Raw genomic sequence first — 13,269 nt, 5'->3', positions numbered from 1 at the left:
GATCAGTGGTCGGTGTTCGCGTCGGGTTCCGGTCCACCCCGGAGCCAGGCGCCGGTGCGGGCGTCGCGGATCGCGCTGGGGGCGTCGCGCCCGCCACATTCTGCCTGCAGGATCGCATCGATGTCCGCCCCGAGTTGTGAGGTAACGCAATCCCAGGTGCGGCAGGGCTCCGCGCCGGCGCGGTTCGCGCTGGTCGAGACCAGCGCGCTGTCGACGGCGGCGCACAGCGCACGTGCGGCTGGATGGGCGGTTACGCGCACGGCCAGGCTGTCGTGTTCGCCACGCAGTAGGATGGGGCAGTCAGGGGTTACGGGTAGCAGCCAGGTTGTGGGGCCGGGCCAGCTGGCGTCGATCTCGGCCTGGCGGTCGGCGGGCAGCGGGGCCAGCCAGGGGGCAAGGCGGTCGAGCCGGTCGCTGACCACGATCAGCCCCTTGGCCGCCGGTCGACCCTTCAGTGTCAGGATCCGTTGGATCGCCTCCGGCGCGTCCGGGCGGCAGCCAAGGCCGAAGACCGCCTCGGTGGGGTAGGCAATCACCCCGCCGTCGCGCACGTGGTGCGCGACGGGATCGATCTCGGCGGTCAGCAGCGGGGCGTTATTCCGATCCACGATCGCCGGAGGGTTCGGCACTCAGGCGGTTGCCGCCAGCGCCGGCGGACTTCGCAGAAGACGACTTCTTCGCCGGGGTCTTCTTGGCGGTGGTCTTCTTCGCGCCCGTCTTGCTGGCGGTGGCCTTCTTCTTGGTCGCCGGTTTCTTCGCGGATGTCGACTTGGCGGTCGACTTGGCCGACGTCTTGCTGGCGGACTTGCCCTCGGCCTTGCTAGAGGACTTGGCAGCGGTCTTGCCCGTGGACTTGGCCGCCCCCTTGCGTCCGCGGCCCTTGCGTTCCGGGGCGGCGGCGATCAGTTCCTGGCACTGTTCCAGCGTCAGGGACTTGGGGTCGGTCTCTTTCGGGATCTTGGCGTTCTTGTTGCCGTCGGTCACGTAGGGGCCGTAGCGCCCGTTCAGGACCTGGATGCCTTCCGCGTCGAAGCTCTTGATGAAGCGTTCGGCGTCCTTTTTCTTCTTCTCGGCGACAACCTCCAGCGCGCGTGGCAGCTCAATGGTCCAGACATCGTCGTCCGGGCCCAGCGACGCGTACTTGGAGCCGTACTTCACGTACGGGCCAAAGCGGCCGATGTTGACCATCACCGGTTCGCCCTCGGGGGTCTCGCCGAGATCGCGCGGCAGCTTGAACAGCTCCAGCGCCTCCTCGAGGGTGACCTTGTCCATCTTCTGCCCGGGCAGCAGGCCGGCGAAGCGCGGCTTCTCCTCGTCGTCCTTGGTGCCGATCTGCACGATCGGTCCGAAGCGGCCCAGGCGTACGCTGACCGGTCGCCCGCTTTGCGGGTCGGGGCCCAGCTCGCGCGATTGCACGGCCTCGGCGCGGGTCACGTTCTCTTCTTTTTCCTTCACCCGGTCGCGGAAGTCGCCCCAGAACGCTTCCAGCACCGGGACCCAGTCCTTCTCGCCGCGCGAGATGGCATCCAGCTCGTCTTCCAGCTTCGCGGTGAAGTCATAGTCCACGTAGCGGTCGAAGTGCTGGGTCAGGAAGCTGTTCACGATCCGGCCGGTGTCGGTCGGGATGAAGCGCTTGCCATCCATCTCCACGTACTCGCGCGACTGCAGGGTGGAGATGATGCTGGCGTAGGTGGAGGGGCGGCCGATCCCGTATTCCTCCAGCGTCTTCACCAGGCTGGCCTCGGTGTAGCGCGGCGGCGGCTCGGTGAAGTGCTGGTCGGCGGTGACTTCGTTCAGTTTGACGCTGTCGCCCTCGGCCATTTCCGGCAGGCGCTTGTCCTCGTCGTCGTCCTGCGTGTCGTCGCGGCCCTCCTGGTAGACCGCGATGAAGCCGGGGTCGACCAGGGTGGAGCCGGTGGCGCGGAAGCGGTGTTCGGTGTCGCCGGGGACCAGGTCAGCAGCGACGGTGTCGAAGGTCGCGTGGATCATCTGGCAGGCGACGGTGCGCTTCCAGATCAGGTCGTACAGGCGTGCCTGGTCGCTGCTCAGGCGATCGCGTATCTCGTTCGGCACGTGGCGCACGGAGGTCGGGCGGATGGCCTCGTGGGCCTCCTGCGCGTTCTTGGACTTGGTCTTGTACTGGCGCGGGCTGTCGGGGACGTTGTTGGCGCCGTAGCGCTCCTCGATCAGACCGCGGATTTCGCCGATCGCTTCGCCGGCCAGGGCCACCGAGTCGGTACGCATGTAGGTGATCAGGCCGATCGCGCCGGAGCCCAGATCGATCCCTTCGTAGAGCTGCTGGGCGGTGCGCATGGTGCGGCTGGCGGTGAAGCCGAGCTTGCGCGAGGCCTCCTGCTGCAGGGTCGAGGTGGTGAACGGCGCGGCCGGGTTGCGGCGGCGCTGCTTCTTCTCGACCTTGGCGACCCGGAGCTCGCCGCTGGCGGCGTCGGTCAGGCGTTTCTGGGCGTCGTGCGCCAGTTCGGTGCTGTTGAGGTCGAACTGGTCCAGCTTGTTGCCGTCCAGGTGGGTCAGGCGCGCGGTGAACGACTGGCCCTGGCGTTCGGTCAGGGCGTCGAGCGTCCAGTACTCGCGTGCGACGAAGGCCTCGATCTCGTTCTCGCGCTCGGCGATCATGCGCAGGGCCGGGCTCTGCACGCGCCCGGCGGACAGGCCGCGCTTGATCTTGCGCCACAACAGCGGCGAGAGGTTGAAGCCGACCAGGTAGTCCAGCGCGCGGCGCGCCTGCTGGGCGTCGATCAGCGGCTGGGCCAGGTCGCGCGGGTGCTCGATCGCTTCCTGGATCGCCTTCTTGGTGATCTCGTGGAACACCACCCGGTGCACGTCGCGGTTTTCCAGCAGGCCGCGTTCGCGCAGGACCTCGTGGAGGTGCCAGGAGATCGCCTCGCCTTCACGGTCGGGGTCAGTCGCGAGGATCAGGTCGTCGGACTTCTTCAGCGCCTTGGCGATCGCCTCGATCTGTTTCTCGCTGCGCTCGATGATGTCGTACTTCATCCGGAAGCCGTCTTCCGGATCCACCGCGCCCTCCTTGGGTACGAGATCGCGTACGTGGCCATACGAGGCGAGGACCTGGTAGTCGGGACCCAGGTACTTCTCGATGGTCTTGCCCTTGGCGGGGGACTCTACAATGACGAGGTGCTTGCTCATGTGGCTCGGGACCGTCTCCGTGGCAGCGGGTTCCGTGTCGGGGCGGTGGCGGTTGCAAGCATGCAACCGGGTTCACGGGCGCTAAAGACTAGATGAGGAAATCGCCCGTGGCTACCGTGTGTCCACCGGAAGACGGGGCAATCAGTGCAGATAATCCACGGCACTGGGGCCCGAGTCGTCGCGCATGACCTCTTCCAGGCGGGAATAGGCGATCGCGTCGTCGGGCTGGTTGAACAGCACCATCAACACCACCCAGCGCAGCTGGTCGAGGTCGATCTCCTCGGCATCCAGCTCCATGACGCGATCCAGCACCAGCTCGCGGGTACCGGCCGTCAGCAGGCCGTTCTGCTCCAGGTGCAGCAGGAAGCCGTGAGACTCGGTGTCCAGGCGCTTGCGCTCCTCGGGGGCGTAGATCCGCTGGGCGGCACCGTCCCCGCCGCGGCCTGCCAACGGGGCCTCGCTCATCAGGCGGTCCAGCCAGCCGAGGGCGCGATCGATCTCGCGCCGGGCGAAACCGGCCTCCACCAGGTGGCGCTCCAGTTCCGAGCGGTCCGGCTCCTCGTCGGATTCCTCGTCGATGGTGTGCTCAAAGAGGTACATGAGCACATCCAGCACGTTCTCGTTCATGATTCGGGGGATCCTGCGTCGAGGCGCTGGTAGCGTCCGTGGTCGAGGGCGGCCACGCGGCCATGGAGTTCAAGCAAAACCAGCATGGATGAAAGCTGTTCGATGGTCAATTTGGTGCGTTCGCGCAGGGTTTCCAGTGGGACCGGGTCGAACCCCATCGCGTTCAGCACGCGTTCCTGCTCCGGGTCCAGCGGTTCGCCGGCGGGTTCGGACGGGAACGCAGGGGCGTTGGGCGCCACGCCAAGCCAGTCCGCGAGGTCGTCAAGGATCTCGTCGGCCGATTCCACCAGCTGGGCGCCGTCGCGGATCAGTTGGTGGCAGCCCCGGCTGGCGGGGCTGAGTACCGAGCCCGGGACCGCATAGACCTGGCGCCCCTGCTCGGCGGCCAGCCGCGCGGTGATCAGCGAACCGCTCTTCAGGGCCGCCTCGACGACCAGGGTGGCCAGCGAAAGCCCGCTGATCACCCGGTTGCGCTGCGGGAAGTTCCGCGCCAGCGGCCGGGTATCGGTGGGCCATAACGAGACCACCAGGCCATGGTCCGCGATGCGGTGGGCGAGCCGGCGATGCTGGGCGGGGTAGATGCGGTCGGGCCCGGTGGCGACCACCGCGATGGTGCGCCCGCCGGGTGCGGCCAGGGCGCCCTCGTGGGCCGCGCCGTCGATGCCGCGCGCCAGGCCGCTGGTGACCGTGAGCCCGGCCGTGGCCAGCTCGCGCGCGAATTCGCTGGCCAGGCGCTCGCCCTGCGGGGTCGCCTCGCGGCTGCCGACGATCCCCACTTGCGGGGCGCGCAGCAGTTCCGGGTTGCCGTTCAGGTACAGCACTGGCGGTGGGTCGGGGAGCTCGGCCAGCAGGGGCGGATAGGCGGGGTCGTCGAGGCACAGGAGGTGATGCCGGGGATCGGCATCCAGCCAGGCCCGGTCGGCTTCGGCCCCTTTGTCGCGGGCCTGGCGCGCGGCATCGTCCAGCTTGAGGTCGATGCCCGCGCGCTGCCATTCGGCGGCGGGGGCGTCGAGCGCGTTGCCCGGAGTGCCGAAGGCCTCGACCAGTTGCAGCATGCGCCGCGGGCCGAGGCCGGGGGTGTTGATCAGGCGTAGCCAGTCCTGGTGCGGAGCGGCCGCCGTTCCGGCATCACGCATGAAGCCAGGCCGCAAGTCCGGTCAGGGGGCGCGAACCTTGTCACCCTCGCGCAGGGTGCGTTCGGCCTCGGTTACCAGCACGTAGGAGACCTTCTCGAAGGTCTGGAAGACCATTACGGTGCCGACTTCTTCTTCCGGCAGGGTGACCACGTCGTTGGCGCGATCACTGATCGGGTCGCGCACCTCGCGTCCGGCGGTGAAGGCCGCGAAGACGTGACCGTTCTCGATGCCGTCGCGCTCGCCGCGGTTGATGATGGCGGCCTGCAACTGGCCGATCTGGCTGATGGCGTCGAACAGCGAGATGATCGTACCCTCGGCGCCGGCCGGCGCGCGGCCAATGTCGAACAGCCGGTCCTGCTCTTCGGCGTAGGGCACCAGGCGGTCGCCACGGATGGCCTCGCGTTCGCCCTTGCGGATATCGGCGCGGGCGACGTTGCCCGGCTCGATGATCTCCGCCTCGCCCACCGGCAGGGTCGCGACGCCCAGCTCCTCGCCGGTATCCGGGTCGATCAGCATGCCGTCGTGGCGCACGATGTGGTAGAGCTCGTAGCGTTCGGTGTCTTCGGCGTTGCGCACGTAGACGCGGTCGCCGGGGCCGAAGATCACGCGCTCGTCCTGCGAGGCGAGGACATACGGCGCGTTCTCCAGGGTCTCTTCGTCCAGCACCTGCGGCCGGAACATGAACGACTGCAGGGTGGCGATGGGGGAGATGTCCTCGTCGCGCTCCACCACCCGGGCCTCGGGCGACAGGCGATGGGTCGGGCGCACCCGCGGGCCGCCGTCGACCATGATGCGCGGCTGGCCATCCACGTAATGAATGCTCAGCACGTCACCCGGATAGATCAGGTGGGGGTTCTCGATCTCGGGGTTGACCAGCCAGATCTCTGGCCAGTACCAGGGGTCCTGCAGGAACATCGCGGAGATATCCCAGAGCGTGTCGCCCTTCTTGACGACGTAGCGTTCCGGCGCGGATTCGCGGATCTCCGGCTCGGCCTCGGCGGAGCTGCGTCGTTCCAGTGCGTTGCGCGACTCGCGGGCGGCAGCTTGCGTTTCGCTGGTGTCGGATACAGCCGTTTCGGCGCTGCCATTCTCTGGCGTGGCCGCGCAGGCGCTCAGCAACAGCGTTACACTGAAGAGAATGCCCGGCAGAACGAAGGTCGTGGTGGCCCTGGTCTTGTACATTTTAGTGTCCCCTGTCAGGTCCGCGCGCTCCCCGAGCCTTCCTGTGGCCCGGCCCCAGTCGGATGACGCAACTCCGCGGATATTGCGGTCCAACGTTAGCAGAATTGCGACGTCTGTACAGTACAAAGTTTGAGGTTTTTTCATGGCCAAGCGTGAAATCCTGCACTTCCCCGATCCCCGGCTACGCCTGAAGGCCGAGCCGGTCGCCGAGGTGGATGACGAGATCCGTACCCTGGTGGACGACATGTTCGAGACCATGTACGAGGCCCCGGGCATTGGCCTGGCGGCCACCCAGATCAACGTGCAAAAGCGTGTGCTGGTGGCGGATGTCTCCGATGATCAGAGCGAGCCGCATGCCTTGATCAACCCCGAGATCCTGGAGACCTCGGGCGAGGAGGAGATGGACGAGGGCTGCCTGTCCGTGCCCGGTTTCTACGAAAAGGTGCAGCGTGCCGACCGCATCCGTGTGCGCGCCCTGGGGCGCGATGGCCAGCCCTTCGAGCTGGAAATCGACGGGCTGCTTGCGGTGTGCATCCAGCACGAGATCGACCACCTCGACGGCAAGCTGTTCGTCGATTACCTGTCCAGCCTGAAGCGCAGCCGCATTCGCAAGAAGCTGGAGAAGCAGGGCGTCCGCACCGGGGCGGGTGACAAGGCCGCGGTCCCCGCGGTCTGATGGGGGTGGCGGACACGGACGTCGACTCCCTGCGCATCGTCTATGCCGGGACGCCCGATTTTGCAGTCCCGGCGCTGCAGGCCCTGATCGAGAGCGGGCATGCGCCGGTCGCGGTCTACACCCAGCCGGACCGCCCGGCGGGGCGCGGGCGCAAGCTGCGCCCCGGCCCGGTCAAGCAGGTCGCCGAGGCCGCGGCGCTGCCGGTAGTGCAGCCGGAGAGTCTCAAAACCCCTGAGGCCCAGGCGGCGCTCGCGGCCTGGCGCCCGGATATCCTGATCGTGGCGGCCTACGGGCTGATCCTGCCGCGCGCGGTGCTCGCGATCCCGCCGCTCGGCGGTCTCAATATCCATGCCTCGTTGCTGCCGCGCTGGCGCGGCGCGGCGCCGATTCATCGTGCCATCCTCGCGGGGGATGCCGAGACCGGGGTCTGCCTGATGCAGATGGCCCCGGGGCTGGATACCGGCCCGGTGCATGCCTGCCGGGGTGTGACGATTACGCCGGAGACCACCACCGGAAACCTGCACGACGTTCTCGCCCGTGAAGGCGCCGCACTGCTGGTCGAGCAGCTCCCGGCGATTGCCGCTGGCGAGTCCGCCTCCTTGCCGCAGGATGATGCGCAGGCCACCTATGCCCGCAAGCTGGAGAAACAGGAGGCCTGGATGGACTGGTCGCAACCGGCCGTCGCCCTGGATCGCCAGGTACGTGCCTTCAACCCCTGGCCGGTGGCCCAGACCGGCTGGCAGGGGCAGGTGGTGCGGGTGTATGCCGCGACCCCGTTTGCCGGACCGGCCGAGGCGGCGCCGGGGACGATTCGAAATACTGGGGTGGACGGCGTCGACGTGGCCACGGGCGACGGCATCCTGCGGCTGCAAACGGTGCAGCTGCCGGGACGTCGCCCGGTCGCGGCGGCCGACTGGGCTCGTAATGCCGACCTGGTTGGTCAGACCCTGATGGGGGCGGTCTAATGGCAGGCAAGCAAAAGCGTGTGGTGCCCTCGCGGGTGGATTCGCGTTCGCCGCGTCAGCGTGCGCTGGAGGCGGTCGAACGCGTGGTGCTGCAGGGGCAGTCGCTGACCCGGGCGGTGGAGCTGGTGACCGAGGGGCTCGCGGCGCGCGATGCCGCCTGGGTGCAGGCCCTGGCCTACACCACCCTGCGCTGGTATCCGCAGCTGGAGGGGCTGGTCGGCGGGTTTCTCGACCGACCGCTGCGCAAGAAGGATGCGGTGATCGGCGTGCTGCTGGCGCAGGGCCTGGCCGAGGTCCTGCATTTCGGTACGCGGGATCATGCGGCGGTGCGCGAGACGGCCGAGCTGGCGCGCGAGATCCATCGACCCGGCGCGGTGGGGCTGATCAACGCGGTGCTGCGCCGTGCCCTGCGCGAGCAGGATGCGCTGGCCGCCCGGATCGAGGCGGAGCCGGGCCTGCGCTATGCGGTCCCGGACTGGTTGCTGGAGGCGATTCGCGACGCCTGGCCCGAGGACTGGGAGACGCTGCTGGAGGCCTCGACGCTGCCGGCGCCGATGACCCTGCGGGTGAACCTGCACCGTGACAGCCGCGAGGCGGCGCTGGAGGCGCTGGCCGCTGCGGGGACGCCGGCCCGGCCGCACCCGGTGCTCGCCAGCGCCCTGACCCTGGAGAATCCGGTCGACGTCGGGGCGCTGCCGGGGTTTGCCGACGGGGCGCTGTCGGTCCAGGACGCCTCGGCGCAATGGGCCGGGCACCTGCTGGATCCGCAGCCGGGGGAGCGGGTGCTGGATGCCTGCGCGGCCCCGGGCGGCAAGACCGGGCACCTGCTGGAGCGCGCCGGTGGCCAGTTGGACCTCACCGCGCTGGACAATGACCCGGAACGCCTCGAGCAGGTGCGCGAGAATCTCGACCGGCTGGGCTTCGACGCCCGTCTGGTCGCCGCCGACCTGGAGGCCACCGACGACTGGTGGGACGGCCAGGCCTTCGACGCGATCCTGCTGGACGTGCCCTGTTCCGCCACCGGCGTGATCCGGCGTCACCCGGATATCAAGACCCTGCGCCGAGCCGAGGACATCCCGCGCCTGGCGGCGGAGCAGGCCCGCCTGCTGGCCGGCGCCTGGCGCCTGCTGCGCCCGGGCGGGCGGCTGCTGTATGCCACCTGCTCGCTGCTGTCGCCGGAAAACGAGGCCGTTGTGGCCCCGTTCGTGGCCGCGACCGCGGATGCGCGGGTGCTTCCCGTGAACGGCGATGCGGGGATCCCCGGAAGCCGGCCGCGCGAGGTCGGCGTGTCGCTGCCGCTGGGGCTCGAGGGCGGCGATGGCTTCTACTATGCGCTCCTGGAGAAGCAGGCCCCCTGATGCCGAGCGGCGCCTCCCCGTGGCGCGGGCCCTTCGTGGCGCTGTGCTGCCTGTTTGCTCTGCTGGCGCTGCCTGCGCCGGCTGCGGCGGTGGAGATCCGCGGCGCCAATCACCTGTGGCTGGACGACACCACTGTGCTGGTGCGTCTCGATATCGACATGCGTCTGCCCGCCGTGCTGGAAGCTGCCCTGGCCAACGGCGTGACCCTGGAGTTCGAGGCGGAGGCCCGTCTGGAGCGCGGTCGCCGGGTGGGGCGCGACACCCTGGCGAGCGAGACCCGCCGGGTCCAGCTGCAATACTTTGCGCTGAACCGGCACTACCTGGTAACCGCGGTGACCGACGAGCGCATGGATCTGAAACCGACCCTGGGGGATGCCCTGGACCAGGTCGCCCGGCGGCTGGGCCGGCTGCGCCTGGATGGCATTCCCGCTTCGGCGCGCGCGAATCCCGGGGAGTTCGACGTGGCGGCGCGCCTGATGCTGGTGTACTCGGCGCTGCCTCTGCCCCTGCAGCTGGATGCCGGGTTGCGCGGTGACCTGACGACGCGACAGGAGTGGCGGCGATGGTCGCTGGACTGAGGGGCTTCCCGTGGGGGCTGTTCGGCATCGGGCTCCTGTTCGTGCTGCTGCTGACCTCGCTGGTAGTGATGGGCGATGCGGCCCAGAACCAGGCGCGCTTCGAGCAGCTGTTCCTGTGGCTGCTGGTGTTCCACGTCGCCGTGCTGGTGGCGCTGGGCGGGCTGATCATCTATCAGGTCGCGCGCATGGCGATCCAGTATCGCCGCGGGGTCCCCGGCAGCCGGTTGACCCTGCGCCTGGTTGCGGTGTTCATGCTGGTGGCGGTGCTGCCGGTGTCCGTTGTCTATTACTTCTCCTTCAAGTTCCTGAACGAGGGCGTGGATTCGTGGTTCGACGTGCGCGTGGAGTCGGCGCTGGAGGATGCGCTGGAGCTGTCGCGCTCGTCGCTGGATCTGCGGGTGCGCCAGCTGGCGAACGAGACCCAGGAACTGATGAGCGATCTCGAGGGGGTCTCGGAGGGGCTGGTGCCGCTGGCGCTGAACGACTATCGCCGCCAGGTCGGGGCGCAGGAGCTGACTCTGGTCGGCTCCAACAACCGCATTATCGCCTCCAGCACCGACAGTCCAATCCGTCGTCTGCCGACCCCGCCCGGGTCCGACATCCTGATGCGGGTGCGCCCGGAACAGCCGTATTCGCGGCTGGAGCCGCAGCCCGACGGCTCGCTGATCATCCGCGTGGTGGCCACCACCAGCAGCCGCCGCCCGGGCTCGGAGAACCGTATCCTGCAGGGCATCTACCCCGTGGACCCGCGCATGAGCGCGTTGTCGCTACGGGTGCAGGACGCCTTCGCCGACTATCGCGAATTCGCCTACCTGCGCGGGCCGATGATCCAGGGCTTTGTGTTCACCCTGTCACTGGCGCTGGCGATCTCGCTGATGGCTGCGCTGTGGGCGGGGCTGCTGGTGGCGCGGCGCATGGTGCGCCCGATCTCCGACCTGGTGCAGGGCACACGCATGGTCGCCCAGGGCGACTACAGCACCCGCCTGGCGGTGCAGCGCGCCGACGAGCTGGGTTTCCTGGTGCAGTCGTTCAATACCATGACGCGCACCCTGAACGAGGCGCGCGACGAGGCGGAACGCAACCGCCGCCTGCTGGACGCCGAGCGCGCCTACCTGGAGAGCGTGCTGCAACACTTGCGCTCCGGCGTGCTGGCGCTGGATGGCAGCCTGCGCCTGCGTACCGCGAACGCCGCGGCCAGCGAGATCCTGGAGTGCGACCTGCAGCGGGCGCGCACCCGGGTGATGTCGGAGGTGGGCGCCGAGTGCCCGCTGGTGGCGCAGTTTTTCGAGGCGATCAGCGATGCCCTGGTGCGCCAGGAAGAAGAATGGTCGCGCCAGGTGGTGGTGTTCACCCGTAGCGGGCGCAAGGTGCTGATGACCCGTGCGGTGTGGCTGCCGACCTCGGGGTCCAGCCGCGGTCTGCACGCGATCGTGTTCGACGACATGACCGAGTTCCTGAAGGCCCAGCGTGACGCCGCCTGGGGCGAGGTGGCGCGCCGCCTGGCGCACGAGATCAAGAACCCGCTGACCCCGATCCAGTTATCCGCCGAGCGCCTCTCAAGGCGTCTGGGCAAGGTGCTGGAGGGGGCGGATCGCGAGGTGCTGGATCGCGCCACCGGGACCATCGTGCAGCAGGTGGAGGCGATGAAGACCCTGGTCAACGCCTTCCGCGACTATGCCCAGGCCCCGCAGCTGGAGCGCGCGTCGGTGGATCTGAACCAGCTGATCCGGGACGTCTGCGAGTTGTACCTGGACCAGGACGGGCGCTCGCGGGTCGATGTCACGCTGGATGCGTCCCTGCCGCGAATCCATGGCGACGCCGGGCGTCTGCGCCAGTTGCTGCACAACCTGATCAAGAACGCCCTGGAGGCGGGCGAGGGCCACGAGGACATGGAGGTGCATGTCGCCACGGCGTATCTCGACGACTCGGCCGGGCCGCATATCGAATTGCGCGTGATCGACACCGGCCCGGGCATCAAGCCGGAGTTCCTCGAGCGCATCTTCGAGCCCTACACCACCGACAAGCCGCGTGGAACCGGTCTCGGTCTGGCCGTCGCGCAGAAGATCGTGGAGGAGCATGGCGGCATGATTGAGTGCCATAATGCAGAGTCCGGGCCGGGCGGGGCGGTCTTCCGCATCCGCATCCCGGTGGAGCATGGTCCGGTGGTTCACGAGGAGCCCGAATGAGCGAAGCCTACATACTCGTAGTCGACGACGAGCCGGACATCCGCATGCTGCTGCAGGATGTGCTGGAGGACGAGGGCTATCAGGTAGCACTCGCCGGCTCCGTGGCCGAGGCCAAGGCGCAGCGTCGCAGTCGCCGCCCGGACCTGATCCTGCTGGATGTCTGGATGCCGGACGGTGATGGGATCTCCCTGCTCAAGGAGTGGGGCGATGACGAGGGGCTGCCCTGCCCGGTGGTGATGATCTCCGGTCACGGCAACGTCGAGACCGCTGTGGATGCCACGCGCCTGGGCGCCTACGACTTCATCGAGAAGCCGTTGTCCATCGACAAGCTGCTGATCACCCTGAACAATGCCCTGGAGGCCGCACGCCTGCAGCGCGAGAACGTGGGCCTGAAGCGCCACGCCGGTACGGTGGCCGACCCGGTGGGCGACAGCGCCACCATGGTGAACCTGCGCGACCAGGTGCAGCGCATGGCGCAGCACGATACCTGGGTGCTGATCACCGGCGAGCCAGGCGTGGGCAAGCAGACCTTCGCGCGGCTGCTGCATGCGCGCAGCGCGCGCCGCGAGAGCCCGTTCATCGTGGTCTCGGTGGGGTCGCTCTCGGGCGAGGAGGCGATCGCCGAGCTGTTCGGCAGCGAGCAGGGAGAACACGTGCGCTATGGGCTGCTGGAGCAGGCGGCGGGTGGCGTGCTGTTCCTGGACGAGGTCGCGGAGATGGATCTGCAGACCCAGGGGCGGTTGCTGCATGCGCTGGATACCCAGCGCATCACCCGCATCGGCGGCAACCAGCCCATCAGTGTGAACGTGCGCGTGATCGCAGGGAGCCAGTACGACCTGGCCGAGGCGGTCAAGCAGGGCCACTTCCGTGAGGACCTGTACTACCGGTTGAATGTCCTGCCACTGACCATCCCGCCCCTGCGCGAGCACCCCGAAGACATCCCGGAACTGCTGGAGTGTCATATGCGCCACCTGCACCAGCAGGAGGGGCTGCCGCCGCGCGCCTTCCAGCGTCCGGCCCTGGAACGGCTGCAGCAGTACCACTGGCCGGGCAACGTGCGCGAACTGCGCAACCTGGTGCAGCGGCTGATGATCCTGGGCTCGGGCGACGAGATCACCCGCGACGAGGTGGAGCGGACCCTCAGCGGGCAGCCGCAGCGCGCCGAGGAGGGCGGCGAGGGGACGGTCGCCATCCCCGATCTGCCGCTGCGCGAGGCGCGCGAACAGTTCGAGCGCGAATACCTGCAGCAACAGCTGGAGCGCTCCGAGGGCAACATGACGCGCCTGGCGGAACGGGTGGGGCTGGAGCGCACGCACCTGTACCGCAAGTTCAAGGCGCTGGGGATCGACCCCAAGCGCGTGAAAACCGATAGCTGAACCTGCTCCGGGACGGGAGA

General features: G+C 68.6%; 11 protein-coding genes. 6 read left to right on the top strand and 5 right to left on the bottom strand.

What is annotated here, in order from left to right; genetic code table 11:
* Positions 1–2: 2 nt before the first annotated feature.
* The 5 genes from D575_RS0104155 to D575_RS0104135 form a co-directional block, all read right to left on the bottom strand.
* Positions 3–608, bottom strand: a complete 606-nt coding sequence (locus tag D575_RS0104155; protein ID WP_018144653.1) for an L-threonylcarbamoyladenylate synthase — start codon at positions 606–608, stop codon at positions 3–5.
* The gene (locus D575_RS0104150) at positions 595–3,165 is read right to left on the bottom strand and encodes a DNA topoisomerase I (RefSeq protein WP_018144652.1); all 2,571 of its coding nucleotides are present in this window, start codon (positions 3,163–3,165) and stop codon (positions 595–597) included. The genes D575_RS0104155 and D575_RS0104150 overlap by 14 nt, the downstream gene beginning before the upstream one ends.
* A gap of 141 nt (positions 3,166–3,306) precedes the next feature.
* Complete coding sequence (locus D575_RS0104145; RefSeq protein ID WP_018144651.1) at positions 3,307–3,792, bottom strand: DUF494 family protein; 486 nt, start codon at positions 3,790–3,792, stop codon at positions 3,307–3,309.
* Positions 3,789–4,928, bottom strand: a complete 1,140-nt coding sequence (dprA, locus tag D575_RS0104140) for a DNA-processing protein DprA (protein WP_018144650.1) — start codon at positions 4,926–4,928, stop codon at positions 3,789–3,791. The genes D575_RS0104145 and dprA overlap by 4 nt, the downstream gene beginning before the upstream one ends.
* Positions 4,929–4,949: 21 nt before the next feature.
* Complete coding sequence (locus D575_RS0104135; RefSeq protein ID WP_018144649.1) at positions 4,950–6,110, bottom strand: LysM peptidoglycan-binding domain-containing protein; 1,161 nt, start codon at positions 6,108–6,110, stop codon at positions 4,950–4,952.
* Positions 6,111–6,252: 142 nt separating this feature from the next.
* Between D575_RS0104135 and def the strand changes: the two genes are divergently transcribed.
* Genes def through D575_RS0104105 form a run of 6 tightly spaced genes read left to right on the top strand, consistent with a single transcriptional unit; the run spans position 6,253 to position 13,249 of the window.
* Entirely contained in the window at positions 6,253–6,786 is a 534-nt protein-coding gene (def, locus tag D575_RS0104130; protein ID WP_018144648.1) for a peptide deformylase, read from the top strand.
* Positions 6,786–7,751 carry a methionyl-tRNA formyltransferase gene (gene fmt, locus D575_RS0104125; RefSeq protein WP_018144647.1) on the top strand — a complete coding sequence of 322 codons (966 nt, stop codon included), beginning with the start codon at positions 6,786–6,788 and terminating at the stop codon, positions 7,749–7,751. Before def ends, fmt begins: the two co-directional genes overlap by 1 nt.
* Positions 7,751–9,109 carry a 16S rRNA (cytosine(967)-C(5))-methyltransferase RsmB gene (rsmB, locus tag D575_RS0104120; RefSeq protein WP_018144646.1) on the top strand — a complete coding sequence of 453 codons (1,359 nt, stop codon included), beginning with the start codon at positions 7,751–7,753 and terminating at the stop codon, positions 9,107–9,109. The genes fmt and rsmB overlap by 1 nt, the downstream gene beginning before the upstream one ends.
* Positions 9,109–9,687: a DUF4390 domain-containing protein gene (locus D575_RS0104115; RefSeq protein ID WP_018144645.1), complete on the top strand. Its 579-nt coding sequence runs from the start codon at positions 9,109–9,111 to the stop codon at positions 9,685–9,687. Before rsmB ends, D575_RS0104115 begins: the two co-directional genes overlap by 1 nt.
* Positions 9,672–11,873, top strand: a complete 2,202-nt coding sequence (locus D575_RS0104110; protein WP_018144644.1) for an ATP-binding protein — start codon at positions 9,672–9,674, stop codon at positions 11,871–11,873. The genes D575_RS0104115 and D575_RS0104110 overlap by 16 nt, the downstream gene beginning before the upstream one ends.
* Positions 11,870–13,249 (top strand): sigma-54 dependent transcriptional regulator, encoded by a 1,380-nt coding sequence (locus D575_RS0104105; protein ID WP_018144643.1) that lies wholly within the window; start codon positions 11,870–11,872, stop codon positions 13,247–13,249. The genes D575_RS0104110 and D575_RS0104105 overlap by 4 nt, the downstream gene beginning before the upstream one ends.
* Positions 13,250–13,269 lie beyond the last annotated feature (20 nt).

This window comes from Thioalkalivibrio sp. AKL6 (genome assembly GCF_000376905.1).
Lineage (GTDB): Bacteria > Pseudomonadota > Gammaproteobacteria > Ectothiorhodospirales > Ectothiorhodospiraceae > Thioalkalivibrio > Thioalkalivibrio versutus.
Note: the sequence above shows the minus strand (reverse complement) of the source record. Positions and strands in the feature narration are given on the sequence as shown.

Excerpts from the sequence above, each read along its gene's own strand:
- D575_RS0104150 (WP_018144652.1), bottom strand. The coding sequence starts at position 3,165 with ATGAGCAAGCACCTCGTCATTGTAGAGTCCCCCGCCAAGGGCAAGACC.
- D575_RS0104145 (WP_018144651.1), bottom strand. The coding sequence starts at position 3,792 with ATGAACGAGAACGTGCTGGATGTGCTCATGTACCTCTTTGAGCACACC.
- dprA (WP_018144650.1), bottom strand. The coding sequence starts at position 4,928 with ATGCGTGATGCCGGAACGGCGGCCGCTCCGCACCAGGACTGGCTACGC.
- D575_RS0104135 (WP_018144649.1), bottom strand. The coding sequence starts at position 6,110 with ATGTACAAGACCAGGGCCACCACGACCTTCGTTCTGCCGGGCATTCTC.
- def (WP_018144648.1), top strand. The coding sequence starts at position 6,253 with ATGGCCAAGCGTGAAATCCTGCACTTCCCCGATCCCCGGCTACGCCTG.
- fmt (WP_018144647.1), top strand. The coding sequence starts at position 6,786 with ATGGGGGTGGCGGACACGGACGTCGACTCCCTGCGCATCGTCTATGCC.
- rsmB (WP_018144646.1), top strand. The coding sequence starts at position 7,751 with ATGGCAGGCAAGCAAAAGCGTGTGGTGCCCTCGCGGGTGGATTCGCGT.
- D575_RS0104115 (WP_018144645.1), top strand. The coding sequence starts at position 9,109 with ATGCCGAGCGGCGCCTCCCCGTGGCGCGGGCCCTTCGTGGCGCTGTGC.
- D575_RS0104110 (WP_018144644.1), top strand. The coding sequence starts at position 9,672 with ATGGTCGCTGGACTGAGGGGCTTCCCGTGGGGGCTGTTCGGCATCGGG.
- D575_RS0104105 (WP_018144643.1), top strand. The coding sequence starts at position 11,870 with ATGAGCGAAGCCTACATACTCGTAGTCGACGACGAGCCGGACATCCGC.